Below are 23,803 nucleotides of genomic sequence, written 5' to 3' on the forward strand. Positions count from 1 at the left end.
CGCGGCTGCCGGCGCCCTGGCCGGCGCGGCGGCGACTCCACCCCGCTGACCTCGGCGGGCCGCTCCCAAGCGCGTCCGCCAGTTGCCACGACGGCTCCGTGCGCGCCTGCTCAGCCCCGTCCCGCCGCTCACCGGGGGGACCCAGAAGACCGGCTCAGCCCACCGAGGAGTACGCCACCACGCCGCGCAGCAGTCCGTCCACCGCCTTGCGGGAGTTACGGCGCACGGGGCTGTCCTGGGGGGCCGCGTCGCCGATCTGGCCCAGGACGTCGATGAGCTGCTTGCACCAGCGGACGAAGTCGCCGGCGGGCATGTCCGCGTCGGTGAGGACGGTGTCCAGGCTGTGGCCCGACGCCCAGCGGTAGGCGGGCCAGGCGAAGCCGAGGTCGGGCTCGCGCTGGCCGACGCCCTCGGTCTGGTTGATCCGGTGGCGCTCCTCCAGCGCGTCGAGGCGGCCCCAGATCCGTACCATCTCGCCGAGGGCGTCCCGCGCGTTGCCGGTCGGCAGCTTGGGGGCGGCAGCGTCGTCGGCCTGCCGGGCCTCGAAGACCAGCGCCGAGGCGCAGGCGGCGAGTTCGGCCGGTCCCAGGCCGTCCCACACGCCGTCGCGCAGGCACTCGCTGGCGAGCAGGTCGAGTTCGCCGTAGAGCCGGGCGAGCCGCCGGCCCTCCGGGGTGACCTTGTCGCCCTCCAGGTAGCCGAGTTCGCTGAGCACCGCGCAGACCCGGTCGAAGGTGCGGGCGATGGTGTTGGTGCGGCCCTCTATGCGCCGCTCCAGCTGCTGGGTGTCGCGGCGCAGCCGGTGGTACCGCTCGGCCCAGCGGGCGTGGTCCTCGCGGTCGTCGCAACCGTGGCAGGGGTGTGCGCGGATCGCCGCCCGCAGCCGGGCGATCTCGGTGTCGTCCGCCGCCGCGGAACGCTCCTTGCGGTGCCGGGCAGGCGCCGACCAGCCCGCGGTGCCGGCCTTGCTGCGCAGCGCGGAGGCCAGGTCGCGGCGGGACTGCGGGCTGCGCGGGTTGAACGACTTGGGGATGCGCATCCGGTCCAGCGCCTCCACCGGCACCGGGAAGTCGATCTGCGCCAGCCGCTTGACCTGCCGCTCGGCGGTCAGCACCAAGGGCCGGGGGCCGTCGTGGAACTCGCCGTCGCGCAGGTGGTGGCCGCCCGCGCGGCCGGGGATGCCCGGTTCGAGGACCAGCGCGAGGCCGGCGTACTTGCCGGCCGGCACATGGATGATGTCGCCCGGCCTGAGCTTCTCCAGCGCGTCCGAGGCCGCCGCCCGCCGCTGCACCGCGCCCTGCCGGGACAGTTCCGCCTCACGCTCCTTCAACTCCCGGCGCAGCCGCATGTAGTCGTCGAAGTCGCCGAGGTGGCAGGTCATCGACTCCTGGTAGCCGTCGAGTCCTTCCTCGTTGCGCTGCACCTGCCGGGCGATGCCGACCACCGAGCGGTCGGCCTGGAACTGCGCGAAGGACGTCTCCAGCAGTTCGCGGGAGCGGTGCCGCCCGAACTGCCCGACCAGGTTGACCGCCATGTTGTACGACGGCTTGAAGGACGACCGGAGCGGATACGTACGGGTACCGGCCAGGCCGGCCACCGCGCCCGGGTCGAAGCCGCGCTGCCAGAGCACCACCGCGTGGCCCTCGACGTCGATGCCGCGCCGGCCGGCCCGGCCGGTGAGCTGGGTGTACTCGCCGGGGGTGATGTCGGCGTGCGTCTCGCCGTTCCACTTGACGAGCTTTTCCAGGACGACGGACCGCGCGGGCATGTTGATGCCCAGCGCCAGCGTCTCGGTGGCGAAGACCGCCTTGACCAGGCCCTTGACGAAGAGCTCTTCCACGACCTCCTTGAAGGTCGGCAGCATGCCCGCGTGGTGGGCGGCGATGCCGCGCTCCAGGCCCTCCAGCCACTCGAAGTAGCCGAGCACGTGCAGGTCCTCGTCGGGGATGGCGCGGGTGCGCTCCTCGACCAGGGACCGCACGGCCGCCCGAGCCTCGTCGTTGTTGAGCCGCAGGCCGGCGTAGAGGCACTGCTGGACGGCGGCCTCGCAGCCGGCGCGGCTGAAGATGAAGGTGATCGCGGGCAGCAGACCCTCGGAGTCCAGCCGGTCGATGACCTCGGCACGGCTGGGCGTCCAGATCCGGCTGCGGGCCCGGCGCTCGCGCTCGCGGTCGGCCTCCCGGCCCCGCTTGGCACGCGGGTGGTAGGTGCGCTGGTTCTCCATCCGGGCCAGCCGCTCCAGGTCCGCGTTGACCTCGCGTCGGCCGCGCTGCTCGGTGGGGCCCGACCTCTCCTCGAACAGGTCGTACATCCGGCGCCCGGCCAGCACGTGCTGCCAGAGCGGGACCGGGCGGTGCTCGGAGACGATGACCTGGGTGTCACCGCGTACGGTGTCCAGCCAGTCGCCGAACTCCTCGGCGTTGGAGACGGTGGCGGAGAGCGATACGAGGGTGACGGACTGCGGGAGGTGGATGATCACCTCTTCCCAGACGGCGCCGCGGAACCGGTCGGAGAGGTAGTGCACCTCGTCCATGACCACATAGCCGAGGCCGTCGAGAGCGGGCGAGCCCGCGTACAGCATGTTGCGGAGGACCTCGGTGGTCATGACGATCACCGGTGCGTCGCCGTTGACGCTGTTGTCCCCGGTGAGCAGGCCGACCTTCCCGGCGCCGTACCGCTTGGCCAGGTCGTTGTACTTCTGGTTGGACAGGGCCTTGATGGGCGTGGTGTAGAAGCACTTGCGGCCCTCGGCCAGGGCGAGGTGGACGGCGAACTCGCCGACGACGGTCTTGCCCGAGCCGGTCGGCGCGGCCACCAGGACGCCGCTGCCGGCCTCCAGGGCCTGGCAGGCGTCGATCTGGAACGGGTCGAGGCCGAACTCGTACAGCTCGCGGAACCGGGCGAGCGCGGTGGCGTTCTCGGCGGCGCGGCGTCGGCTCGCGGCGAAGCGCTCGGCGGGGGACATCGCTTCGGTGGACATCTCTTCGGTCATCTCGCTCACGAGCCTACCCGGCGCCACTGACACAGCGCGTGATCTTATCCGCACGGGACGACCTCCCAGGGGCAGGGTTGCCCCAATTTGCCCGAAGTCGGCACCCGTCACGGGCCGGCCGACCCGCCCGCCCCGCTCAGACCAGCAGCCGTACCGCCCGCGGCACCGTCTCGGCCACCAGCGGCAGCGGCCCTATCCGCTCGCCGTCCGCGTATCCGGTGACGTCCTCGGCGGCCAGCCGTACGCGGGCCGCGCGGTGCACGGTGACCGCCGGGTGGCCGGTGTGGGTGCCGCGGTAGACCCGCGGGAAGACCCGCAGCAGCGTGGTGCGGCTGCACGGGCCGACCACGCACACGTCGAACAGCCCGTCGTCCATCTCCGCGTCCGCGCAGATCCGCATGCCGCCGCCGTACGAGGCGCCGTTGCCGACCGCTATCAGGGTGGCGTCGATCTCCAGCTCGGGCGCGTCGTCGAACCGCACCCGGTAGCGGATCGGGCGCAGGGCGGCCAGTTCGGCGAGCATCGCGACGTCGTACCGGAAGCGCCCGGTCGGCCACCTCATGCGGTTGCCGCGGTCGTTGACCCGCGAGTCGAAGCCGGAGGCGAGCACCGTGCCGAACCAGCGGTCGCCGGTCTTGCCGAGGTCCAGCGCCCGGGTGCGGTCCTCCTTGAGGGCCGCCGCGATGACGGCGCCGGCCGCCTCGGGCCTGCGTACGGGCAGGCCGTTGACCCGGGCGAAGTCGTTGCCGGTGCCGACCGCGACCACGCCGAGCGGGGTGCCGGTGCCCGCGACCGCCTGGAGGGCCAGCGACACCATGCCGTCGCCGCCCACCGCGACCAGCGCGCCGGTGCCGTCCGCGACCGCCTTACGGGCCCGGGCCAGTCCGTCGGCCGCGTCCTCACCGACGATGCCGCGGACCGAAAAACCGGCTTCCCGCAGCGCGCGGGCGGCCGGCCGCGCGGCGTGCGCGCCCCGGCCGCGGCCGGCCGCGGGATTCACGAAGAGAGTCAGCTCGCTGGTCACGCGCGGGACCCTATCCCCTCTCGGCCCCGGTGCGGGGCCGGGAGCCAAAATCAGGTCGCGTCGTCGTAGCCGTCGTCCCCGCGTGCCTCGGCGGCGTCGAACGGCTGGGCGGTGACCTGCTCCGGAATGTGGTGCAGGCTGGACGCCTCGTCCGGGTCCAGGCCGAAGTCCGGGTCGGCGGATCGGCGGCGCGCCCGGCGGCTGTCGTTGAAGAAGCAGACGCCCATGGCCAGGAAGTACAGCAGGACGATCGGCGCGGCCAGCAGAATCATCGTCAGCGGGTCACCGGTGGGGGTGGCGACCGCGGCGAAGACGGTGATGCCGATCACCATGCCGCGCCACCAGCCGAGCATGCGGCGCCCGCTGACCACGCCGGTGAAGTTGAGCAGCACCAGCACCAGGGGCAGTTCGAAGGCGAGACCGAAGACCAGGACCATCCGGGTGACCAGGTCGATGAAGTCGTCGAGCTTCAGCAGGTTGGTGGTGTCCTCCGGCACGAAGCCGATCATCACCCGGGCGGTCTGCGGGAGGATCAGATAGGCCAGCCCGGCGCCGGCGAAGAACAGCGGGACGCCGGTGGCGACGAAACCGAGGGTGTAGCGCTTCTCGTTGCGGTGCAGACCGGGGGCGAGGAACGCCCAGAGCTGGTAGAGCCAGACCGGGGAGGCACCGATGATGCCCGCCATCAGCGCGACCTTGAGGGCGATGGAGAAACCGCCCAGCAGGCCCTCGACCGTCATGGTCGCGCAGGGTTTGCCGTTGTCCAGGTGCGTGGCGCCGTCCGTGCACCCGACCGTCTTGAGGATCGGCTGCTGGAAGACGTGGATGATGTCCTTGTAGGAGAACGCCGCCACGACGGTGACGACGACGATCGCCGCAACCGACTTCAACAGCCGGTTGCGCAACTCGCGCAGGTGTTCCCCCAGGGGCATCCGCCCCTCGGGGTCCTTGTCCTGCTTGCGGGCAGTCTTGAGCACCCACGTCCTCGTCTCGTGCGGCAGCCGTCCGCGGCGCGTCGGGCTTGGTCCTTCACCTGCGGGGCGGTCGCGCGGCACGGCCGCCCCGGACGGTCAGCCCTGTGTGGTCGTACGGTCCGGCTCGCCGACCGGGCGCGCGCTGGCGGTGTCGCCGGGCGCGGCCTGGATCGTGCGGGGCGCGGTCTGCTCCTGGGCGGCGGGCTCGGCGGGAGCCGCACCGTCGTTCTTCATCGCCTTGGCCTCGCTCTTGAGGATGCGGGCCGACTTGCCGAGGGACCTGGCCACGTCCGGCAGCTTCTTCGCACCGAAGAGCAGGACGATGACGAGAAGGATCAGGACGATCTCGAAAGGCTTGAGATTGCCGAGCATAAAAGGTCTACCTTCTCACCTGGGCGGCGTGATCCTTGCGTCTGCTGGTGCCCGGCATTCGGACGGGTGCCCGAGCGCCGTGCTGCTGAGATCGTAACGTGCGCCGGTGAACAGCCGGGAGAGCCCGGGAGTACGGCCGGCTGCGGCCCCCGCCGCACTCCGTTGCGGGCCGCCCGGCCAGGGTACCCTCCCCCGGCGGCCGGGGGCAGGCTCAGTGCCGGGAGATCTCACCCGCGCGCTCGGCCACCGGCCGCGCGGCACGCTGCAACCGTTCACCGGCCAGGGCCAGCGCGTCGGCGCTGGCGGCGACCTGACGGCCCAACTCCTGTACCGCCGCGAAGACCCGGACGGCCAGCACCCCCAATACCAGAAGTCCCGCGGTCGCCACGCCGACGTACAGAAAGAGCCACCACATGGGCCGCGAGCCTACCGTTCTCCGTGGGCGTGCAGCCGCATCGTCCGGACGCCACCGACTGTGAGCAGTTCCACTATCCGCTCGCCGGCCGGTTTGCGGACCGCCTCGCCGCACTCGGGACAGGTGAAGGAGTAGAAGGTGGTTCGGGCGGAGCCGCCGATGGCCAGCCGCAGCTCGCCCGCGGCCAGTTCGAAGCTGCTGCGGCAGTGCGGGCAACCGGCCCGGAAGACGAAGGGTCCGGTCGCGGGGGGCTGGCAGGTGGTGGTGGTCATGGCGGTCCTCACTCCCCGTAGGCGGCCAGAGCCAGTACGGCCGCGTCGCGCGACTCGGCGGCCAGCGCGGCGGGCGACACGATCCTGCCGTCCCGGCCGAGGCGCAGCGCCAGGCGGCGCAGCGAACCCGGGTCGGGGGTCCGCAGAGTGATCCGCAGGCCCCCGTCGGGCAGTTCCTCCGCGCTGTCGTGCGGGTAGTACTCGGCGACCCAACGGCCGCCGGGGCCGACCTCGATGACCACTTCCGGGTCGTCGCCGGCGGGCTGCACCAGGCCCTGCGACAGGTCGCGGGGCTCGAGCCGCGGCGGGTCGGACGGTTCGTCCAGCAGTCGGATCTCGGCCACCCGGTCCAGCCGGAAGGTGCGGCGGTCCTCCGAGAGACGGCACCAGCCCTCGACGTAGGTGTGGCCGACCGCGAACAGCCGGATCGGGTCGACCTCCCGCTCGGTCAGCGCGTCGCGGGCGGGCGAGTAGTAGCGCATCCACAGCCGGCGCCGCTCGGTGATCGCCCGGTCCACGGTGGCGAAGACGCTGCCCTCGGACTCGAAGGTGACCGAAAGGTGTTCGCTGACGCCCGCCACCTCGCCGGCCGCGGCCTCCAGCTTGGCGCCCGCACGCAGCAGCGCCTGCCGGTCGCGGTCCCGCAGACCGGGCAGGTTCGCCACCGCGCGGGCCGCGACCAGCAGCGCGGTGGCCTCGTCGGCGGCCAGCCGCAGTGGCTGCGCCACGTCGTCGGCGGTGCCCGGGTTGTGCCACCAGATGCGTTCGCCGTCGGTGTCGATGTCCAGCAGGTCGCCGCCGCGGAAGCTGGTCCCGCACAGCGGCAGTACGTTGAGGTCGCCGATCAGCTCGGCCTCGGTCACCCCGAACGCCCGCGCCACCTCGCTGACCCGCGCCCCGGGCCGCTCCCGCAGATACGTCACCAGGGACAGCATCCGCCGGGTCTGATCGATCGCGTTGCTCATGCCCCTGCCCCCTTGCTCACCGATCTCAACCGTCCGCTTCCCCACCCGGACCGGTCTCAGCCCTTCGCCACCGCGCGCAGGCGGTCCAGGACGTCGGTGCGGAGCTCCTCGGGGGCCAGTACCACGACGTCCGGGCCGAATTCGGCGAGCCAGGCGTCCAGGCCGTGGCCGTACGGGATCTCCAGCTCGTCCCAGTCCGCGTCGACGGGTGTGGTGGTCACCGCGCGGGAGCGCAGCGGGTAGCCGCTGCCGCGGCGCAGCCGGATGCGGGCGGTGGCGGCGGTGGCCCCCTCCCCGGCCCAGCGGGCGACGGTCTCGCGGACGTCCACGTGGTCGGGTACCTCGGCGGTGAAGGCGCCGCGGGCCCGGACCCGGCCGGTGATCCGGGACAGCCGGAAGACCCGCACCGCACCACGGTCCCGGTCGTACCCGGCCATGTACCAGTGGCCGCGCCAGCACTCCAGCGCCCACGGCTCGACCAGCCGCGGCTCCGGCCGTGCCGCATTGGCCTTGCGGTAGTCGAAGGCGACCGCGCGGCGCTCGCGGATGGCCAGCATCACCGGCTCGAAGGCCGGCTCGGGGGTGGGGATGCGGGGTTCCAGCGCGCTGTTGGGGTCCTCGTACGGGACTCCGGCCGCGCGCAGCTTCTGCAGTGCCCCGCTGGCGGCCTCGGCGAGCCGGGCCTGCTGCCAGACCTTGGCGGCCAACGCGAGCGCGGCGGCCTCCTCGGGGTCGAGGGCGATGTCCGGCAGACGGTTGCGGTCACTGCGGGCGAGGTAGCCGAACTCGCCGTCCAGGCTCTCCACCGTGTCGATGACCAGACCGAGTTCCCGCAGGTCGTCCTTGTCCCGCTCGAACATCCGGTTGAAGGAGTCGTCGGAGGTGACCTCGTGGTACGCCTCGATGGACGCGCGCAGGTCACGCTTGCTGATCGGACGCCGGGTGTTCATCAGGCACAGCGCCAGGTTCATCAGCCGCTCGGCCTTGGCAATCGCCATCCCGCACCCTTCGTTTCCGCCCTCGATCGCTGACCGTACCGCTACCGGCTCCGCAGGAAAAACCGGAGGGCCCCCGGCGGGGGCCCTCCGGTCGCGGTGTCGCTCAGACGGAGACGAGGTCGCAGACGAAGATCAGCGTCTCTCCGGGCTTGATGGCACCGCCGGCGCCCCGGTCGCCGTACGCCAGGTGCGCGGGGATGGTGAGCTGCCGGCGCCCGCCGACCTTCATGCCCTGCACGCCCTGGTCCCAGCCGGGGATGACCTGGCCGACGCCGAGTTGGAAGCGCAGCGGCGCGCCGCGGTTCCAGCTCGCGTCGAACTCCTCCCCGGTGGAGAAGGCCACGCCGACGTAGTGGACCGACACCATGTCGCCGGCTTTCGCGACCGGACCGTCGCCCTGCCAGATGTCCTTGATGTCCAGGTCGGCCGGCGGCTCGCCACCCGGGAAGTCGATCTCGGGCTTCTCGATGCTCACGTGCATGCTCCTTGTGCTGTTGCGGGCAACCCGGACAGTCTTACAGAACCGCCAGGATGTCCAACGAGAAGACCAGCGTCGAGTTGGCCGGAATGCCGTTGTTCGCCTGCTCGCCGTAGGCCAGGTCGGGCGGTGTCACCAGCATCACGCGGCTGCCGACCTTCTTCCCGGCCAGACCCTGCTGCCAGCCCTTGATGAGCTGCGCGAGCGGGAACGCGGCCAGTTCGCTGCGGCTGTAGGTGGAGTCGAACTCCTTGCCGCCGTTCCAGAGCACGCCCTTGTACTGGAGCAGGAGGGTGTCGCTCGCCTTCACCTCGGCGCCGTCGCCTTCGAGGACGTACTCGGCGACCAGCTCGGTGGGGGCCTTGCCCTGGGGCACGGTGATGGCGGGCGCCTTGCCGTCGGTGTTGGTGCCGACCGTGGGCAGGCTCGCGTCGGTCTGCGGTACGGGCTTGCCGTCCGCGGAGCTCCTGCCGTTGAAGCGCGCCAGGACGTCCACCACGAAGACGATGGTGTCGGTGCCCTTGATGCCCGCGTTGGAGTTGCCGGAGCTGCCGTAGCCGAGGGCCGGCGGGATGGCGAGCTCGACCCGGCTGCCGACCGTCTGGCCGACGATGCCCTGGTCCCAGCCGGGGATGACCTTGCCCCGGCCGATGACGTTGGTGTACGGGCCGCGGCCGAAGGAGGTGTCGAAGACCTTGGCGGTGTCCCACACCTGGCCGAGGTAGTTCACCTGAACGTAGTCGCCGGCGGCGATCTTCGGGCCGTCACCCTTGATCACCGTCTTCACGGCGAGGGAGGTCGAGGGGGTGCCGGTGCCCTTGGCCACGGTGGGCTTCTGGTTGAACGCGCTGCCCGCGGTGATGGCCGGGACCGAGCCCGCGGGCGACGGGGAGGAGGCCGAGTCGCTGCTCTTGGCGTCGCTACCGCAGCCTGCGGCGGTGAGCATGAGCGCGGGCACGGCGAGCAGTACGGAGCGTCGGCGCACGGGAGTGTTCCTCGTTCGTTCGTCGGGTGTGGGGCGGGCGGGTCACGATTGCCGCCCCACACCCTACGGTGTGCGCTCTTCCGGTCACATCCCGGCGATCAGCTTCTCCACCCGGTCGTCCACCGACCGGAAGGGGTCCTTGCACAGCACGGTGCGCTGCGCCTGGTCGTTGAGCTTGAGGTGCACCCAGTCGACGGTGAAGTCGCGCCGCTGTTCCTGGGCGCGGCGGATGAAGTCGCCGCGCAGCCGGGCCCTGGTGGTCTGCGGGGGCACGGACTTGGCCTCGAAGATCTTCAGGTCGCTGCAGATCCGCTTGGCCTGGCCCTTGCGCTCCAGCAGGTAGTACAGCCCGCGGCGGCGGTGGATGTCGTGGTACGCGAGGTCTATCTGGGCGACCCGCGGGTGGGACATGGTGATGTTGTCGCGGTTCCGGTAGCGCTCGATGAGCTGGTACTTCATGACCCAGTCGATCTCGGTGCCAATCCGGGAGAGGTCGCCGCTGCCGATCGCCTCCAGGGTGCGGCCCCACAGTTCGAGCACCTGCTCGATGACGCCGGTGCGGATACCGCGCCGCTCGCAGAACTCCACCGCCTTGGAGTAGTACTCCTGCTGGATGTCGAGCGCGGACGCCTCGCGGCCGGAGGCCAGCCGGACCTTGCGGCGGCCGGTGATGTCGTGGCTGACCTCGCGGATGGCCCGGATCGGGTTCTCCAGGGTGAGGTCGCGCATGACGGTGCCGGCCTCGATCATGCGCAGCACGAGGTCGGTGGCACCGACCTTGAGGAGCATGGTGGTCTCGGACATGTTGGAGTCGCCGACGATGACGTGCAGGCGGCGGTAGCGCTCGGCGTCGGCGTGCGGTTCGTCACGGGTGTTGATGATGGGGCGCGAGCGGGTGGTGGCCGAGCTGACGCCCTCCCAGATGTGCTCGGCGCGCTGGCTGACGCAGAAGACGGCGCCGCGCGGGGTCTGCAGCACCTTGCCCGCGCCGCACAGGAGCTGGCGTGTGACGAGGAAGGGAATCAGGATGTCCGCCAGCCGGGAGAATTCCCCGTGCCGGGCCACCAGGTAATTCTCGTGGCATCCGTAGGAGTTGCCGGCCGAGTCGGTGTTGTTCTTGAAGAGGTATACGTCACCCGCGATGCCCTCCTCGTGGAGGCGCCGTTCGGCGTCCACCAGAAGCCCTTCGAGGATGCGCTCCCCGGCCTTGTCGTGCGTGACGAGTTCGGTGACGTTGTCGCACTCGGGAGTGGCGTACTCCGGGTGCGAGCCGACGTCGAGATACAGGCGGGCGCCATTGCGGAGGAATACATTGCTGCTCCGGCCCCATGACACGACACGGCGGAAGAGGTACCGCGCCACCTCGTCAGGGGACAGACGCCGCTGTCCCCTGAACGTGCATGTGACGCCGTACTCGTTCTCCAGCCCGAAAATGCGGCGGTCCATGTCTGAACATTACGCCTGATGCGTGGTGCTGAAACGAGGTTCGACCGCTCGGTTTGGATCTTTTTCCGGCCGGGTTTCGAGGTTTGGCACCGTCAGGATTCGGCCGGTGGCCAGCAGTACGAGCATCGCGACGGCCCCGCCTGCTGCGGCGACGCCGAATCCGGCGGCACTCCCGCCGTGTTGGGAGGCCAGGCCCGCGGCAGCCGTGCCGAGGGCCGCGCCGACGCCGATCGCGGTGACCACCCAGGAGAACGCCTCGGTTACCGTACCGGTCGGCGCGTGCCGGTCCACGACGAGGAAACCGCAGGCCAGAGTGGGTGCGAGGAAGAATCCGGAGAGCGCGGCCAGCGGCAGCATCCACGCGACGCCGGGAACGAGCAAAAGTGGCGAATAACACACCGCGAGACCCAGCGACAGGACACGCAGCCGCCGCTCGGGCACCCCGGGCCACCCGCGGGCGCCGTAGCCGAGTCCCCCGGCCAGCGCGCCGGCGCCGTTGGCCGCCAGGACGTACGCGGCGACCGGCCCGCCGCCGTGCGCGTCCCCGTACGCGACCGCGGCGAGCGAGACCGCGCCGAGCGCGGTCCCGATGAAGAAGCAGGCGGCGAGGAGGACGACCAGGCCGCGGGAGCGCAGCGCGCCGAGCCGGTGCGGGGCGCGGGCCTGGGGCCGCCACTGGCGGGAGGGCCGGGCGGTGACCACGACCAGCGTCCCGGCGACGCCCAGCAGGCCGGTGAGGACCACCGCGGCGGCCTCGGACCCGACGGACACGGTCAGCGTGACCAGCAGCGGGCCGGCCGCGAACAGCACCTCCTGGGCGGCGGCGTCCAGCGCGTAGGCCTTCTGCACCCGGTCCTCGCGCCGCAGCAGGTCCGGCCAGAGCGCCCGCAGGCCGCCCTCGAGCGGCGGGGTGGTTACTCCGGCCAGGACCACGGCGGCGACGGCCACCGGCAGCGGAGAGGGGCCCGTGACGGCCAGCAGCGCGAACCCGGCCCCCGACAGCAGCGCCGCCGCCGTCATCACCCGCGGCTGCCCCCGCCTGTCCACCGCCCTCCCGAGCAGCGGCTGCCCCACCGCGACGGCCAGCCCGTACAGCGCCGACAGCGCCCCCGCCAGCCCGTACCCCGCCCCCTGCGACCGCACCAGCAGGACGACGGCGAGCGCGGCCATCGCGTTGGGCAGCCGCCCCAGCAGCGTCCCGGCGAGCAGCCGCGCCGCGTACGGCGTCCGCAGCAGATCCCCGTACCCGGTCGCCATCCGTGCTCCCTCACTCTGCAAGTGTTACGTATAACCTCCTGCCATACGTACCATGGCGCCAGTCGGCGGGTCCACCTGCCGGACACAACGCAGCGACGGCACGGCTGAACGACGGCACGACGGCACGACGTGAAAGAGAGCAAGAGGTCCGATGACGGGGAGTGCGCGGCCCACCTCGCGGGACGTGGCGCGGGTCGCCGGGGTGTCGCAGGCGACCGTGTCGCTGGTGCTGGGGGGCAAGTGGCGCGGGCGGGTGTCGGAGCGGACGGCGACGGCGGTGCGGGAGGCGGCCGGGGAGCTGGGGTACCGGCCCAATCTGGCGGCGCGCAGTCTGCGGCTCGGGCGGACGCGGACCGCGCTGCTGGTGGTGCCGGCGCTCACCCACGAGTACTTCGCCCGGGTCTACACCGGGGCCGCGGGGGTGGCCGCCGAGCACGGTTTCGGGGTGGTGCTCTATCCCTCCCCCACCGGGGTCGGGCCGGCCCGTGACCCCTTCGGGTCGGCGCGGGCCGCGATCGACGGGGTGATCGCCTCCTCCATGGCGGCCGACGCGCTCACCGGGATCGGCGACGGCGGCCTGCCGCTGGTGATGCTGGACAGCGACCCCGCGGCGCCGGGCGGCGCGCCGACGGTGAACCTGGCCGTCGCGGACGGTATCCGCCAGGTGGCCCGCCACCTGCTGGCGCTAGGTCACCGGCGGTTCACCCATCTGGCCGGGGACGTGGACACCTGGACCTTCCGGACGCGTTCGCAGACGGTGGCGGCGGAACTGGGCGTGGTGCCGGGGACTGTGCTGCGCGCCGAGCGGTGCGCCCTGGACGTAGCGTCGGCGCGGGAGGCGGCGGTGCGCGCCCTGACCGGGCCGGGTCCCCGCCCGACCGCGCTGATCTGCGACGGCGACATCCTGGCCGCCGGGGCGTGCAAAGCCGCCCGGGGGCTCGGCCTGCGGGTTCCGGACGACCTGTCCGTGTCCGGCTTCGACGACCTTTCCCTGGCGACGGCCATCGACCCGGAACTGACCACCGTCCGGCTTCCCGCCGAGGCCGTCGGGGCCCGCGGCATGGCAGCGCTGCTGGCCCTCCTGGACGACACCCCGGCCACCGGCGACGAACTCCCTGTCGAGCTGGTGATCCGCGCCTCCACCGGCCCGGCACCAGCCTGACCCGGCGCAGTGCCGAACCCCATGCGTCCCCGACCCCGACACAGCGACCGCAGGCGTGGGGGTCCGAAACGCCGCCGTGTATGTGTGGGCCGCCAGGCCCGTACAGACACGCTTTCGGACCCCCACGCCGGGGGACCAGACCCCCCGCCGGAGACCCCGCCCCCGGTGAACGCGGGCTCCTACTCCTCCTCGTCGGAGGGCTCGTCCGTCCTCGCCGTGGCCGCGCTCTCCGTCTCCAGCAGCCGGGAGAGCTGGCGGCCCAGGACGCGCTTGAACTTCCGCTGCTGCGGCCGGGTGCGGTCCAGCACCGCGACCTCCAGCTGCTCGGCGGTGAGCTGCCGGTCCGTGCCGTTGCTGTCCCGGCCCAGCGACTCCACCGCCAGGCCCAGGGCCTCCGCGAGGGTCATCCCGTCCCGGTGACGCTGGTCGAGGTAGCTGCCGATCTGGTCGGAGTTGCCGCCGACGGCGACCGCGCCGTGCTCGTCCACGATCGAGCCGTCGTGCGGCAGCCGGTAGATCTGGTCGTCCTCGGGGGCCGAGCCGACCTCCGCGACGATCAGCTCCACCTCGTAGGGCTTCTCGCCGACGCTGGAGAAGATCGTGCCCAGCGTCTGGGCGTAGACGTTGGCGAGACCGCGGGCGGTCACGTCGTCCCGGTCGTAGGTGTAACCGCGCAGGTCGGCGTAGCGCACGCCGCCGATCCGCAGGTTCTCGAACTCGTTGTACTTGCCGACCGCCGCGAAGGCGATCCGGTCGTAGATCTCGCTGACCTTGTGCAGGGCGCGGGAGGGGTTCTCGGCGACGAACACGATGCCGTCGGTGTACTGGAGCACGACGACGCTGCGGCCACGCGCGATGCCCTTGCGGGCGTACTCGGCGCGGTCCGCCATGGCCTGCTGGGGCGAAACATAAAAGGGCGTGGACACCGGCTAACCGTGCCTTTCTGCCGTCGGCGCTGCTGTCGGCGCCGTCGTGGGCGCTGTCGTGGGCACTGCTGGGTGCGAGGGATGCTGCACGGGACCGCCTCTCACTTGACCGGCTGTCACAGCACCTCGGCCTGCGGTCCGTCGGGCCGCTCCAGCCGCGCGTCCACCACCGACCGGGCGATCTCGGCGACCTCGTCCTCGGCGAGTCGGCGGAAACCGTCCTCGTCGATCACCGTGACGATCGGGAAGATCCGCCGGGTCAGGTCGGGGCCGCCGGTGGCCGAGTCGTCGTCCGCCGCGTCGTAGAGCGCCTGGATCACGACGGTGGCCGTCTGACGCTCGGTGAGGTCCTTGCGGTAGAGCTTCTTGAGGGCGCCGCGGGCGAAGACCGAGCCGGAACCGGTCGACGCGAAGCCGTGCTCCTCGCTGCGGCCGCCGGTGACGTCGTACGAGAAGATGCGGCCCTTCTCGCGCTCGGTGTCGTATCCGGCGAAGAGCGGGACGACGGCCAGGCCCTGCATGGCCATGGCGAGGTTGCCGCGGATCATCGTGGACAGGCGGTTGGCCTTGCCCTCCAGGGACAGGGTCGCCCCCTCGATCTTCTCGTAGTGCTCCAGCTCCAGCTGGAACAGCTTCACCATCTCCACCGCCAGGCCCGCGGTACCCGCGATGCCGACCGCGGAGTACTCGTCGGCCGGAAAGACCTTCTCGATGTCGCGCTGCGCGATCATGTTCCCCATGGTGGCCCGGCGGTCACCGGCGAGGATCACGCCGCCACCGAACGTGGCGGCCACGATGGTCGTGCCGTGCGGGAGCTCCACCGCGCCCTTGAGCGGCGGCAGCGTGCGGTTCCCGGGCAGCAGCTCGGGCGAGTGGTCGCCCAGGAAGTCGATGAACGAGGACGAGCCGGGCGTCAGGAAGGCGGCCGGCAGACGCCCAGTGGTGCTACGAGTGTTGGCTTCCACGCGTTTCCTTCCACACGATCTTGAAAGTCGTTTACGGACTCTACCCGCGGCCCGGAAATCCATCCGCCCCGCGTCCTGGGCGCGGGGCGGGCGGATGGGGAGCGGCTACTCGCCGCCCTTCTGGACGAACGACCTCACGAAGTCCTCCGCGTTCTCCTCCAGCACGTCGTCGATCTCGTCGAGGACCGAGTCCACGTCGTCCGAGAGCTTCTCGTGGCGTTCCTTGAGGTCGTCGGCCGCCTGGGCGTCCTGCTGGACCTCCTCGACCTCCTCGGTGGAACGGGTCGCCTTCTGCTGTCCGCCGTCGGTGTCCTTGGTAGCCATGTCCCTCACCCCGCTCGATTCGTGCGCTCGGTTACCTGCCGTACTTCAGCCGTACCGGTGCCGTTTCGGTACGGCACCGGAGCCGTACAAGATCAGACCCTACAAGCACGGTCCGACATCAGCGCTCGATTACCCCAACGTACGACTGCCACTGGGTTGTTTCCCGGTTCTGGACCGTTTCAGCCCCCGGACAGGACGCGGACCAGATCCTCGGCCGTGCGGCAGCGGTCCAGCAGCTCCTTGACGTGCTTGCGGGTGCCGCGCAGCGGTTCCAGGGTGGGGACGCGCTGGAGCGAGTCGCGGCCGGGCAGATCGAAGATCACCGAGTCCCAGGAGGCGGCGGCGACGTCGTCCGCGTACTGTTCGAGGCAGCGGCCGCGGAAGTAGGCCCTGGTGTCCTCCGGGGGCTTCGCGACGGCCCTGAGCACGTCCTCCTCGTCCAGCAGGCGCTGGATGCGCCCACGGGCCGCCAGGCGGTTGTACAGGCCCTTGTCGGGCCGTACGTCGGCGTACTGCAGGTCCACCAGGTGCAGCCGCGCGGCGTCCCAGCCCAGGTTGTCGCGGCGCCGGTAGCCCTCCATCAGCTCCCGCTTGGCCACCCAGTCCAGCTCGCCGGACAGGCTCATCGGGTCGTTCTCCAACCGGTTCAGTACGTCCTCCCAGCGGCCGAGCACGTCCCGGGTCTGCTCGTCCGCGTCGGTGCCGTAGCGCTCCTCGACGTACTTGCGGGCCAGTTCGTAGTACTCCATCTGGAGCTGGACCGCGGTGAGGGTGCGGCCGTTGCGGAGGGTGATGAGCTGTCGCAGGCCGGGGTCGTGGGAGACCTCGTGGAGGGTGCGCACCGGCTGGTCCACGGCGAGGTCCACCTTGATGAACGAGTCCTCGATCATGGACAGCACCAGTGCGGTGGTGCCGAGTTTGAGGTACGTGGACAGTTCGGAGAGGTTGGCGTCGCCGATGATCACGTGGAGCCTGCGGTACTTCTCGGCGTCCGAGTGGGGTTCGTCACGGGTGTTGATGATGGGGCGCTTGAGGGTGGTCTCCAGGCCCACCTCGACCTCGAAGTAGTCGGCCCGCTGGCTGATCTGGAAGCCGTCCTCGTGGCCGTCCTGCCCGATGCCGACCCGGCCGGCGCCGGTGACGACCTGCCGGGAGACGAAGAACGGGGTGAGGTGACGCACGATGTCCGAGAACGGCGTCTCCCGCTTCATCAGGTAGTTCTCGTGTGTGCCGTAGGAGGCGCCCTTGTTGTCGGTGTTGTTCTTGTACAGATGGATCGGCTGCGCGCCGGGCAGCTGGGCGGCCCGCAGCGCGGCCTCGGCCATGATCCGTTCACCGGCTTTGTCCCAGAGCACCGCGTCCCTGGGGTTGGTGACCTCGGGCGAGGAGTACTCGGGGTGGGCGTGGTCGACGTAGAGCCGGGCCCCGTTGGTCAGGATGACGTTGGCCAGGCCGATGTCCTCGTCGGTGAGTTGGGTGGAGTCCGCCGCGTCTCGGGCCAGATCGAAGCCGCGGGCGTCCCGCAGCGGGTTCTCCTCCTCGAAATCCCAGCGGGCGCGGCGCGCCCGGTGCATCGCCGCCGCGTAGGCGTTGACGATCTGGGACGAGGTGAGCATGGCATTGGCGTTGGGGTGGCCGGGAACGGAGATGCCGTACTCCGTCTCGATGCCCATTACTCGCCGTACGGTCATGCGGACCCTCCTTGCCCGGCTCCGGCCCGTGCCGGGCCGGAAAACACACCGGCTGCGGGTACCCGCGGTCGGGGCCCCGCAGCCGGAGGGTAGTGCTTACAGATACTGTCCGGTGTTCGCCACGGTGTCGATGGAGCGTCCGGTGTCCGCCCCCTGCTTTCCGGTCACCAGGGTGCGGATGAACACGATCCGCTCGCCCTTCTTGCCGGAGATCCGGGCCCAGTCGTCGGGGTTGGTGGTGTTGGGCAGGTCCTCGTTCTCCTTGAACTCGTCGACGCACGCCGCGAGCAGGTGGGAGACGCGCAGACCGCCCTGGTTGTGGTCGAGGAAGTCCTTGATCGCCATCTTCTTGGCCCGGTCCACGATGTTCTGGATCATGGCTCCGGAGTTGAAGTCCTTGAAGTACAGGACCTCCTTGTCACCGTTGGCGTAGGTGACCTCCAGGAAGCGGTTCTCCTCGGTCTCGGAGTACATCCGCTCGACCACGGACTGGATCATGGCGTCCACGGTGGCCGCCGGCGATCCGCCGTGCTCGGACAGATCCTCGGTGTGCAGCGGAAGGCTGTCGACCAGGTACTTGGAGAAGATGTCCTTGGCCGCCTCGGCGTCCGGCCGCTCGATCTTGATCTTCACGTCCAGGCGGCCGGGCCGCAGGATCGCGGGGTCGATCATGTCCTCGCGGTTGGAGGCGCCGATCACGATGACGTTCTCCAGGCCCTCCACACCGTCGATCTCGGCGAGCAACTGCGGAACGATGGTGTTCTCCACGTCCGAGCTGACACCGGAACCGCGGGTGCGGAACAGGGACTCCATCTCGTCGAAGAAGACGATGACCGGAGTGCCCTCGCCTGCCTTCTCCCGGGCCCGCTGGAAGACCAGGCGGATCTGCCGCTCGGTCTCACCCACGTACTTGTTGAGCAGCTCGGGGCCCTTGATGTTGAGGAAGTAGCTCTTGCCCTGCGGCTGCCCGGTGACCTCGGCGACCTTCTTGGCCAGCGAGTTGGCGACCGCCTTGGCGATGAGCGTCTTGCCGCAGCCCGGCGGGCCGTACAGCAGCACGCCCTTGGGCGGGCGGAGCTCGTACTCCTTGAACAGATCGGCGTGCAGGTAGGGCAGTTCCACCGCGTCGCGGATCTGCTCGATCTGGTTGCCGAGTCCGCCGATCTGGCGGTAGTCGATGTCGGGGACCTCTTCCAGGACCAGTTCCTCGACCTCGCTCTTGGGCACACGTTCGTAGACGTACCCGGAGCGGGGTTCGAGCAGCAGGGCGTCTCCGGCCCGCAGGGCGCCGTCGAGCAGCGGTTCGGCGAGCCGGACCACCCGCTCCTCGTCGGTGTGCCCGATGACCAGGGCGCGCTCGCCGTCCTCAAGGACTTCCTTGAGGGTGACGATGTCGCCGACGCGCTCGAAGGCCATGGCCTGCACCACGTTGAGCGCCTCGTTGAGCATCAGCTCCTGGCCGCGCCGAAGGTCGTCGAGCTCGACGGTGGGGCTGACGTTCACCCGGAGCTTGCGCCCGCCGGTGAAGATGTCCGCCGTGCCGTCGTCGTTCGCCTGCAGGAACACGCCGAATCCCGCGGGTGGCTGCGCGAGCCGGTCGACTTCCTCCTTGAGGGCCACGATCTGGTCGCGGGCCTCGCGGAGGGTGCTCGCCAGCCGTTCGTTCTGCGCCGACACGCCTGCCAGGTTGGTCTGCAGCTCGACGATCCGCTCTTCGAGAATCCTCGTGTGCCGCGGAGAGTCGGCGAGCTTGCGTCGCAGGACGGCGATCTCCTGCTCAAGAAAGGCGACCTGGCTCATGGGATCTTCCGATCCACGAGCGGGTCGGCCGCCACGGTTGATGTCGTCGTCGTGGGCCGCCACGGTCCTCACCTCCTCCAAGGGGAGCTGGACGTTTCCAGACCCTACCTGGGCCAGTGGGGGTTGAAACCCCTAGATCACAAAGACGGTCGCGGTGTGTCCGATCTTCACCCTTGCGTACGTCCTTCCGCCACTGGGATACCCGCCGATCTCCATCCGAAAGCCGCCGGTTGTATCGTCGTTCCGGTCAACAGCCGTCGAGGGCGGTTGCTTCCTGAACGACGAACAGCAGGGAGGGGTTCCGTGAGCAACGAGACGGCCGACGCACTCGAGGTCTGGATCGACCAGGATCTGTGCACGGGTGACGGAATCTGTGTGCAGTATGCGCCGGAGGTCTTCGAGCTGGACATCGATGGCCTGGCCTACGTCAAGGGGGATGACGAGGAGCTCCGGCAGTCTCCTGGTGCCACCGTACCTGTTCCGGCGGCGTTGCTGCTGGACGTGGTGGATTCGGCCAAGGAGTGCCCGGGCGAATGCATCCATGTCCGCCGGTCCCGCGACCAGGTCGAGATGTACGGACCGGACGCGGAGTGACCGGACGCTGACCGGCGGTTCAGATGCTGTTCGCCGGCCGGCTGGTGATCGCCACGTAACGGTTGCCGCGCCACTCCCAGGCGTAGGTGCCCCTCATGTCGGGGCAGCAGCGCGGGGTGGAGTCGGTGGAGAACCCCAGGACGGTCGCCCGGACGGTACGGCCGTCGAGCCGGAAGTCGGTGATCTGGCGGTCGTCCTCGGGCTCGACCAGCGTCTCCACGATGTGCGGGGCGCCGCCGCCGGCGGCGGGTGCGCCGATCACGTAGACGCCGCTGGGCGGGGTGCCCAGCTCGGAGTGGCAGCGCACCACGACGACGGTCTCGGGGCTCCCGTCGCGATCCAGGTCCCCGGAGACCCGGTCGACCACGTCGGCCTCGGCGCCGGGCGGGCAGGTCAGCGGGTAGTCGACCAGCCCCGGGTCGGGCGCGGGCACCGGGCCGGCCGGGTGGCCCGCGGACCCTGCGTCACCGGCGGCTCCGGCGGAGGCGCCGGCGGGCTGGACGAGGGCCACGGCGGCGACCACGGCGGCCAGTGCCGCGGCGGTGGAGAGCCAGTGCACGGTACGGGTGCGGGTGTGCGGAAGGGCCGGGCCGGCGGACGGCTGCACGCGCCTGTCTCCTGGGGGTCGATCGCTGGGGGTCCCCCCGGACGGAGTCCGGGGGGAGGGTGGCCAGCATCGTGCCATACGTCACACCCGCTGCCTACGCCGGGGGCGCCGGCGCCCGGAGGGGACAAACCGGCGGCGGCACGGTGAAGTTGGCCGAAATCACACGGTCCGGATCAGCCCCTCACGACGGAGCCTCCGCTTCCGCTTCCGGGTCCCGTGTAGTCCTCGCCGTAGGCGCCCTTCGCGGGCCGGCGGCGGCGCAGCGGCGGCTCCACGCCGTCGGCGAGCCGGCGGGCGGTGAGCAGGAAGCCGGTGTGCCCGATCATCCGGTGGTCCGGGCGCACCGCCAGGCCCTCCACGTGCCAGGTACGGACCATGGTCTCCCAGGCGGCCGGCTCGTTGAACGTGCCGTGCTCCCTGATCGCCTCGACGGTACGGGCGAGCTGCGTGGTGGTGGCCACGTACGCGCACAGGATGCCGCCGGGCACCAGGGCCTTGGCGACCGCCTCCAGGCACTCCCAGGGGGCCAGCATGTCGAGGATGACCCGGTCCACGTCGGTGTCCGACAGGTGGTCCTGGAGATCGCCGACGGTGAGCCGCCAGGCGGGGTGCGGGCCGCCGAAGTAGCGCTCGACGTTCTGGGCGGCGATCTCGGCGAAGTCCGCCCGGCGCTCGTAGCTGTGCAGCATCCCCTGGTCGCCGATCGCCCGCAGCAGGAAACTGCTCAGCGAGCCCGAGCCCACCCCCGCCTCGACCACCCGCGCACCGGCGAAGATGTCGGCCATCGCCAGGATCTGCCCCGCGTCCTTGGGGTAGACCACGGCGGCGCCGCGGGGCATGGACAGGACGTAGTCGGGGAGCAGGGGACGCAGCGCGAGATAGGCGACGTTTCCCGTGGTTCGTACCACGCTGCCCTCGGGCGCCCCGATCAGCTCGTCGTGCGGGAAAGCGCCCTTGTGGGTGTGGAACTGCTTTCCGGCTTCGAGCGTGAACGTGTAGTGGCGTCCCTTGGGGTCGGTGAGCTGGACCTGGTCCCCGACTTTGAAGGGCCCGCGACGGCGGGCTGCACCAGTCGGTTCGGACATGGGATCAGCCTATCTTGGCGAGGATCGTCCCCGTACCGCTCGCACCCGCCACGGGTCACCGCCGGTGGCCGGGGGGTACGGAGAGGTACGGAGGTGACCGCTGGGTACGGGTCCGCGCGCTGCGAGTCCCGGGGACGACGCGTCCCCGCGCGGTCCCGGGCTCAGGAGTCCCCGCGCGACATGGCCTCCAGGAAGGCCCGCTCGACGTCGGCGGTGGACAGGACACCGTAGATCTCGCCGGTCGGCTCCACGACCAGGTACTCGCTGGCGGGGGTGGCGCGCAGCGTGTCGAGCAGGTCCTCGCCCGCGAGCTCGGCCGAGACCCGCATGCCGGGGGTGAGGTCCTGGGCCAGGCCGCCGACCGCGACCCAGGGGCGGCGGTGCTCGGGGATGCCGGCGACCGCCGACTCGCGGACCAGCGCGGTGGGGTCGCCGTGGCCGTCGACCACCACCAGGGCCCGGGCGCCGGCCTCGTTGGCCCGGCGCAGCGCCTCGGACAGGGGGGTGTCGGCGGCGACCGGGACGGCGCGGCGGGTCAGGCCGCGGGCCGCCAGGCCCGGCAGCCGTTCGCGCAGCCGGGCCATCCGCAGGCTGTTGCCGGCGCCGGTCCAGATGATCGCGGCGAGGATCGCGGCGAGCAGCGCGTCGGTGAGCGAGTCGACGCCGGTGTTGCCGGCGCCGTTGACGCCGCCCGCGTACGACATCAGCGGCAGCCCGATCAGTACGGCCAGGGCGAGCGCCCGGCCGGTCCAGGCGGCGGCGACGGTGCCGGTCATCGGCTTCCCGCTGATCTTCCAGACCACCGCCCGCAGCATCCGCCCGCCGTCCAGCGGCAGCCCGGGCAGGAAGTTGAAGATGGCAACGATCAGGTTGCTCACCATGAGCCCGGCCAGCAGCACGCCCGGCACGGTGCCCTGCTGGACGAGCTGCATCCCGCCGAAGAATCCGGCGGCCAGCACCAGCGACAGCAGCGGCCCGACGAAGGCGAGCACGAACTCCCGTCCGGGGGTGTCCGACTCCTTCTCGATCTCCGAGACGCCGCCGAAGAACTGGAGCTGGATCCGGCGCACCGGCAGCTTGAAGCGCAGCGCGGCCACGGTGTGGGCGAGCTCGTGGACCAGGACGGAGGCGTAGAAGGCGACCGCGAAGAACAGCGACACCAGGTAGCGGACCCGGCCGAGCTCCGGCAGCACGGTGTCCAGCTGGCCGCCGAAGACCCAGGTGATCAGCGCGGCGACCAGGAACCAGCTCGGCGCGACGTAGATCGGGACACCCAGGAAGCGGCCCATGAGGATGCCGCCGCCCGGTTCGCGCCGGGGATCGCCGGAACCGCCGTCCGTGCCGGGGGTACGGGTGTCCTGGGACGGCGGCCGACCGCTCTCGTTCACTGATTCCCCTCGTTCTGAAACGGACCCTCGTACCGATCATGCGGGACGAGCGGCTCCGCGGCCATGCTATTGCCCGAGAACCCGCCTCCCGGGACGGGCCCGCACTCTCGGGGCACGCGACGGCACTGTCAGTGGCAGGCCGTATGGTCGTCTGCCATGGGGACACCGACCGAAGGCATTCCGCCCGAGCGCGTACCGCCGCCGCGGCACGCGGTGCGCGAGGGCATCCCGCCGCGTCCGCCGACGTCGCTGTCGCCGTCGCGCGCCGCGGACTTCATGCGCTGTCCGCTGCTGTACCGGCTGCGGGTGATCGACCGGCTGCCGGAGAGGCCGAGCGAGGCGGCCACCAGGGGCACGGTGGTGCACGCCGTGCTGGAGCGGCTGTTCGACGCGCCCGCGGCCGAGCGGACCGCGGATCGGGCCCGGTCCATGGTCCCCGGCGAGTGGGAGCGGCTGCGGGCGGCCCGCCCGGAGCTGGCGGCGCTGTTCGACGCGGCCGACCCCGCGGCGCTCACCACCTGGCTGGAGAGCGCCCAGCGGCTGGTGGACCGCTGGTTCACCCTGGAGGACCCGACCCGCCTGGAGCCCGCCGAGCGCGAGCTGTACGTGGAGACGGTGCTGGAGTCGGGCCTGACGCTGCGAGGCTACGTGGACCGGCTCGACGTCGCGCCCGCCACCGGCGACCTGCGGGTGGTGGACTACAAGACCGGCAAGGCACCCCGCCCGGAGTACGCGGACGAGCCCTTGTTCCAGATGAAGTTCTACGCGCTGGTGCTCCGGCGGCTGCGCGGCGTGGTCCCGCGCCGCCTCCAGCTGGTCTACCTCGGCAGCGGTGACGTGCTGACCTACGACCCCACCGAGGCCGACCTGCGGCTGACCGAGCGCCGGCTGCTGGCGCTGTGGCGGTCGATCCGGGCGGCCACGGAGAGCGGCGACTGGCGCCCGCGGCGCACCCCGCTGTGCGGCTGGTGCGATCACCAGGCGTTCTGTCCCGAATTCGGCGGGACTCCCCCGCCCTATCCACTGGCGGAAACAGCGGGGTCGCCGCCGGGCCTGGGCGAGAATGGTGCGGTCTGAAGGAGG

The 23,803-nt window shown here is 71.3% G+C and carries 23 protein-coding genes; 3 read left to right on the forward strand and 20 right to left on the reverse strand.

Annotation, left to right across the window (positions count from 1 at the left end; translation table 11 throughout):
- Positions 1–154 precede the first annotated feature (154 nt).
- The 12 genes from VIW71_RS12790 to VIW71_RS12845 all read right to left on the reverse strand — a co-directional run bounded on the left by VIW71_RS12790 (position 155) and on the right by VIW71_RS12845 (position 12,178).
- Positions 155–2,980 (reverse strand): DEAD/DEAH box helicase, encoded by a 2,826-nt coding sequence (locus VIW71_RS12790; RefSeq protein ID WP_331622276.1) that lies wholly within the window; start codon positions 2,978–2,980, stop codon positions 155–157.
- 148 nt (positions 2,981–3,128) lie between these two features.
- Positions 3,129–4,016 (reverse strand): diacylglycerol kinase, encoded by an 888-nt coding sequence (locus VIW71_RS12795; RefSeq protein WP_331622248.1) that lies wholly within the window; start codon positions 4,014–4,016, stop codon positions 3,129–3,131.
- 50 nt (positions 4,017–4,066) lie between these two features.
- Positions 4,067–4,993 carry a twin-arginine translocase subunit TatC gene (gene tatC, locus VIW71_RS12800; RefSeq protein WP_331622249.1) on the reverse strand — a complete coding sequence of 309 codons (927 nt, stop codon included), beginning with the start codon at positions 4,991–4,993 and terminating at the stop codon, positions 4,067–4,069.
- A gap of 93 nt (positions 4,994–5,086) precedes the next feature.
- Positions 5,087–5,362, reverse strand: coding sequence for a Sec-independent protein translocase subunit TatA (gene tatA / locus VIW71_RS12805; RefSeq protein ID WP_331622250.1), 276 nt, complete (start codon positions 5,360–5,362; stop codon positions 5,087–5,089).
- Positions 5,363–5,573: 211 nt separating this feature from the next.
- Complete coding sequence (locus VIW71_RS12810) at positions 5,574–5,777, reverse strand: hypothetical protein (RefSeq protein WP_331622251.1); 204 nt, start codon at positions 5,775–5,777, stop codon at positions 5,574–5,576.
- An 11-nt stretch (positions 5,778–5,788) separates the two neighbouring features.
- Positions 5,789–6,049, reverse strand: a complete 261-nt coding sequence (locus VIW71_RS12815; RefSeq protein ID WP_331622252.1) for a hypothetical protein — start codon at positions 6,047–6,049, stop codon at positions 5,789–5,791.
- An 8-nt stretch (positions 6,050–6,057) separates the two neighbouring features.
- Positions 6,058–7,014 (reverse strand): helix-turn-helix transcriptional regulator, encoded by a 957-nt coding sequence (locus VIW71_RS12820; protein ID WP_331622253.1) that lies wholly within the window; start codon positions 7,012–7,014, stop codon positions 6,058–6,060.
- A 56-nt stretch (positions 7,015–7,070) separates the two neighbouring features.
- Positions 7,071–8,012, reverse strand: coding sequence for a helix-turn-helix transcriptional regulator (locus VIW71_RS12825; protein ID WP_331622254.1), 942 nt, complete (start codon positions 8,010–8,012; stop codon positions 7,071–7,073).
- 103 nt (positions 8,013–8,115) lie between these two features.
- On the reverse strand, positions 8,116–8,487 hold the full coding sequence (locus VIW71_RS12830) for an FKBP-type peptidyl-prolyl cis-trans isomerase (RefSeq protein ID WP_331622255.1): 372 nt from the start codon (positions 8,485–8,487) through the stop codon (positions 8,116–8,118).
- Positions 8,488–8,527: 40 nt separating this feature from the next.
- A complete protein-coding gene (locus VIW71_RS12835; protein ID WP_331622256.1) occupies positions 8,528–9,475 on the reverse strand; it encodes an FKBP-type peptidyl-prolyl cis-trans isomerase in 948 nt (315 codons plus the stop codon).
- A gap of 84 nt (positions 9,476–9,559) precedes the next feature.
- Complete coding sequence (gene pafA / locus VIW71_RS12840; protein ID WP_331622257.1) at positions 9,560–10,921, reverse strand: Pup--protein ligase; 1,362 nt, start codon at positions 10,919–10,921, stop codon at positions 9,560–9,562.
- Between the two features lie 9 nt (positions 10,922–10,930).
- Positions 10,931–12,178, reverse strand: a complete 1,248-nt coding sequence (locus VIW71_RS12845; protein WP_331622258.1) for an MFS transporter — start codon at positions 12,176–12,178, stop codon at positions 10,931–10,933.
- Positions 12,179–12,329: 151 nt separating this feature from the next.
- On the opposite strand from VIW71_RS12845, the gene VIW71_RS12850 reads away from it, so the two are divergent.
- Positions 12,330–13,340 (forward strand): LacI family DNA-binding transcriptional regulator, encoded by a 1,011-nt coding sequence (locus tag VIW71_RS12850; protein WP_331622259.1) that lies wholly within the window; start codon positions 12,330–12,332, stop codon positions 13,338–13,340.
- 179 nt (positions 13,341–13,519) lie between these two features.
- Here VIW71_RS12850 and prcA read toward each other — a convergent pair whose 3' ends face one another.
- The 5 genes from prcA to arc all read right to left on the reverse strand — a co-directional run bounded on the left by prcA (position 13,520) and on the right by arc (position 19,109).
- A complete protein-coding gene (gene prcA, locus VIW71_RS12855) occupies positions 13,520–14,266 on the reverse strand; it encodes a proteasome subunit alpha (RefSeq protein WP_331622260.1) in 747 nt (248 codons plus the stop codon).
- 116 nt (positions 14,267–14,382) lie between these two features.
- Positions 14,383–15,231 (reverse strand): proteasome subunit beta, encoded by an 849-nt coding sequence (prcB, locus tag VIW71_RS12860; protein WP_331622261.1) that lies wholly within the window; start codon positions 15,229–15,231, stop codon positions 14,383–14,385.
- A gap of 105 nt (positions 15,232–15,336) precedes the next feature.
- Positions 15,337–15,555 carry a ubiquitin-like protein Pup gene (locus VIW71_RS12865; protein ID WP_093714867.1) on the reverse strand — a complete coding sequence of 73 codons (219 nt, stop codon included), beginning with the start codon at positions 15,553–15,555 and terminating at the stop codon, positions 15,337–15,339.
- A 179-nt stretch (positions 15,556–15,734) separates the two neighbouring features.
- Positions 15,735–17,246, reverse strand: coding sequence for a depupylase/deamidase Dop (gene dop, locus VIW71_RS12870; RefSeq protein ID WP_331622262.1), 1,512 nt, complete (start codon positions 17,244–17,246; stop codon positions 15,735–15,737).
- A gap of 96 nt (positions 17,247–17,342) precedes the next feature.
- On the reverse strand, positions 17,343–19,109 hold the full coding sequence (gene arc / locus VIW71_RS12875; protein ID WP_331622263.1) for a proteasome ATPase: 1,767 nt from the start codon (positions 19,107–19,109) through the stop codon (positions 17,343–17,345).
- 240 nt (positions 19,110–19,349) lie between these two features.
- Between arc and VIW71_RS12880 the strand changes: the two genes are divergently transcribed.
- Complete coding sequence (locus VIW71_RS12880; RefSeq protein WP_331622264.1) at positions 19,350–19,640, forward strand: ferredoxin; 291 nt, start codon at positions 19,350–19,352, stop codon at positions 19,638–19,640.
- Positions 19,641–19,659: 19 nt separating this feature from the next.
- Here VIW71_RS12880 and VIW71_RS12885 read toward each other — a convergent pair whose 3' ends face one another.
- The 3 genes from VIW71_RS12885 to VIW71_RS12895 form a co-directional block, all read right to left on the reverse strand.
- Positions 19,660–20,247: a hypothetical protein gene (locus tag VIW71_RS12885; RefSeq protein WP_331622265.1), complete on the reverse strand. Its 588-nt coding sequence runs from the start codon at positions 20,245–20,247 to the stop codon at positions 19,660–19,662.
- Positions 20,248–20,420: 173 nt separating this feature from the next.
- Complete coding sequence (locus VIW71_RS12890) at positions 20,421–21,332, reverse strand: tRNA (adenine-N1)-methyltransferase (protein WP_331622266.1); 912 nt, start codon at positions 21,330–21,332, stop codon at positions 20,421–20,423.
- Positions 21,333–21,493: 161 nt separating this feature from the next.
- On the reverse strand, positions 21,494–22,720 hold the full coding sequence (locus tag VIW71_RS12895; RefSeq protein ID WP_331622267.1) for a site-2 protease family protein: 1,227 nt from the start codon (positions 22,718–22,720) through the stop codon (positions 21,494–21,496).
- A gap of 156 nt (positions 22,721–22,876) precedes the next feature.
- Between VIW71_RS12895 and VIW71_RS12900 the strand changes: the two genes are divergently transcribed.
- Positions 22,877–23,797: a RecB family exonuclease gene (locus tag VIW71_RS12900; protein WP_331622268.1), complete on the forward strand. Its 921-nt coding sequence runs from the start codon at positions 22,877–22,879 to the stop codon at positions 23,795–23,797.
- Positions 23,798–23,803 lie beyond the last annotated feature (6 nt).

Source organism: Streptomyces sp. (genome assembly GCF_036524955.1).
Lineage (GTDB): Bacteria > Actinomycetota > Actinomycetes > Streptomycetales > Streptomycetaceae > Actinacidiphila.